Origin of the sequence: Catenibacterium sp. UBA627 (genome assembly GCF_002299355.1) — a bacterium.
Classification (GTDB): domain Bacteria; phylum Bacillota_I; class Bacilli_A; order Erysipelotrichales; family Coprobacillaceae; genus Catenibacterium; species Catenibacterium mitsuoka.
The window spans coordinates 7,497-10,120 of record NZ_DBPF01000154.1 but is presented as its reverse complement, the minus strand read 5'-3'; the positions used below and the strand labels follow the sequence as shown (position 1 = coordinate 10,120).

The following is a 2,624-nucleotide window of genomic DNA, read 5'->3' as shown; positions in this document are numbered from 1 at the left end:
CTAGCATCTTTCTGGTGTGATTATGGTTACAACATCAAGGTAGGAAAGAACTTCTTTGCGAACCATAATACTGTCATTATCGATTGTGCTCCAGTAACTTTTGGAGATAATGTCTTTATCGCACCTAACTGTGGTTTTTATACTGCAGGACATCCAATTGATACAAAACGTAGAAATCAAGGACTTGAATTTGCTTATCCTATTACGGTGGGAAATAATGTCTGGATTGGTGCAGGTGTTCAAGTGATGCCTGGAGTCACTATCGGAGATAATGTTGTCATTGGTGGAGGAAGTGTTGTTGTAAAGGATATTCCTAGCAACAGTGTAGCCGTAGGTAATCCATGCCATGTGATAAGAGAAATCACTGATAAAGACGAACAAACAAATTGGGATCATAATTAAAAAAGGATGTCACTGACATCCTTTTTAGTCATTTTGAGGCATAAAACCCGATAAGCTTTCAGCCAATGTAGAAATCGGCATTGTCTGTACAATGACATGACCTGGTCCCTTGACTACCGTGTTAAAGAATCCTTCTCCTCCTAGGAACTTATTCTTTATACCTTTTACAGAAACAACATCAATATGACAAGATGAACTCATTGCCACAAGGTTACCTGTATTCACAACCATCTCTTCACCAGGATTTAAGTCATATTCTATTGCTGTACCATCTATCTCAATAAATAGTAAACCTGAGCCAAAATATCTATTCATGATGAACCCTTCTCCACCAAAAAATCCTATTGTACCTTTTTTAGAAAAAGAGAGTTCTCTTTTTACTGTTTCTTCACTTGCAAGATAAGAAGACTTCTGAACAATAATATCTCCCTGGCTCACATCATACACAAGTATGTCACCAGGAAAAGAAGATCCTAAGGCAATCATACTAGGCTGTGTCGCTGTATATTTATTCAAGAAAAGTGTTTCTCCTGAAAAAGCACGGCCAAATAAAGATTTCATACCACCTGATACAGTATCCATAGTTAAGGCTGGTTTCATCCATACCATTGCGCCACTATCTGTCAAAATAGATTCACCTTGATCTAGATGAAGTATTGCGACAGGAAGTGGTTTTCCTTTAATTTCATACTGCATACAATCATCTCCTACTGATCTAATTTTAATTCATAAATTGCATCTGCTAAACCATCAGCATCTGGATCCTTGAAAAAGCATGTTCCAATAGCTTTTAATTTATCTGGCGCATTCTCTGCAACGACACCAATTTCACATGTATCAATCATCTGGAAATCATTCATAGAATCTCCAAAACCGATTGTATCCTTCATATCTCCATGATAATAATCCACAACACGTCTCACACCATCTGCCTTTGTGCAGTTCTTTAAGATGATTTCACCATTAATGAAATCATCTTCATATTTAGAGAATGTCACAATATTAAACATTGGTGCAATATACTTTACACAATCATAAAAAGCGATTGGATCAGGAGCAATAAAACCAATCTTAGTGACACCTGTCTTTTCTAAATCAAACTGAGAGACAGGAATACGATTTTCTTCTTGACGTTTTAATTCAAAGAATCTCTGTAATTCTACATTATCCCCAAATTCCTTATTGTGTCTCTTGTCAAAGAATTCATTCACACCTGGTGTCTGATAAATCGCATGTTCAGTTTCTAGACAGAATAAGATACCATGATTCACAAAGAGTGTCATCATTTCTGAAAGAGTATATTGATCCATATAGTTCTTAAAGATATACTTCCCATCTACCTGGACAAATCCTCCTGCACTTGCCACAATACCATCTATTGGTAATGCTTTAACATCACCTACAATAGAAGTAGGTGCTCTACCTGTACATAAGAATACTTTATTGCCCGCATTCTTTGCTGCTTGAATCGCTTCTTTAGTTTTTTCTGTTATATGTCTTGATTTTCCTACTAATGTACCATCAATATCAAAAAATAAAAATTTACTCATATACTACTCCATAATCTCATCAATCAATATAGGTTTTTCTACCTTTTCTTTACTAAAATGGAATGCACTTAATAATTCTTCTTTTCTTTCTTGTGTCCATTTACCATTATCATGAACAGTCACTAATGGTTCTCCCTGTTCTACATAATCACCAATCTTCTTATGTAGAATTAAACCAACGCTATGATCAATTTCATCTGTGACTGTTTCTCTACCGCCACCTAGACGCATTGATACTAGTCCAAGAGTTAATGCCTCTAGATCTTCAATATATCCTGCTTCAGGTGCATAAACATCAAATATATGTTCAGCTACTGTAAACTTTTCAGGATAAAGAATATAATCGCTGTCTCCACCTTGTGCTTTTACCATTGCTTCTAAGGTATGTAATGCTTTCTTAGAAGAAATGGCGTCTTCTAGCATCTTTCTTGCTTCAGTCACTGTTTCTGCTTTTTGTGCCATCATCAGCATTGTACTTCCTGCAGTTAAACATAATTCTAATAAATCTTCAGGACCATTGCCATTAAGTGTTGCAATCGCTTCTTTCACTTCTAATGAATTACCAATTGCATAGCCCAAAGGCTGGGACATATTAGAAATAGTGGCTCTTGTATCTTTATGAAGATGCTGACCAATTGTGATCATTGTACGAGCAAGCTTCTTCGCATCCTC

3 protein-coding genes and 1 pseudogene are annotated in these 2,624 nt (G+C 36.1%); 1 reads left to right on the top strand and 3 read right to left on the bottom strand.

Going from position 1 to position 2,624, the window contains the following annotated elements:
• Positions 1 to 402, top strand: a 402-nt coding sequence (locus tag B2S90_RS10525; RefSeq protein ID WP_286697023.1) for a sugar O-acetyltransferase, incomplete at its 5' end; no start/stop codon positions are given.
• Positions 403 to 426: 24 nt separating this feature from the next.
• On the opposite strand, the gene B2S90_RS10520 is transcribed toward B2S90_RS10525, so the two are convergent.
• The 3 genes and pseudogenes from B2S90_RS10520 to deoA form a co-directional block, all read right to left on the bottom strand.
• Positions 427 to 1,098: a TIGR00266 family protein gene (locus B2S90_RS10520; protein WP_279148291.1), complete on the bottom strand. Its 672-nt coding sequence runs from the start codon at positions 1,096 to 1,098 to the stop codon at positions 427 to 429.
• 11 nt (positions 1,099 to 1,109) lie between these two features.
• On the bottom strand, positions 1,110 to 1,952 hold the full coding sequence (locus B2S90_RS10515) for a Cof-type HAD-IIB family hydrolase (protein ID WP_055234213.1): 843 nt from the start codon (positions 1,950 to 1,952) through the stop codon (positions 1,110 to 1,112).
• Between the two features lie 3 nt (positions 1,953 to 1,955).
• Positions 1,956 to 2,624 (bottom strand): annotated as a pseudogene (gene deoA / locus B2S90_RS10510) (pyrimidine-nucleoside phosphorylase); the annotation flags it as partial.

What these genes read in the sequence shown, in the direction of transcription:
- B2S90_RS10520 (WP_279148291.1), bottom strand. Translation starts at nt 1,098, where the DNA reads ATGCAGTATGAAATTAAAGGAAAACCACTTCCTGTCGCAATACTTCAT.
- B2S90_RS10515 (WP_055234213.1), bottom strand. Translation starts at nt 1,952, where the DNA reads ATGAGTAAATTTTTATTTTTTGATATTGATGGTACATTAGTAGGAAAA.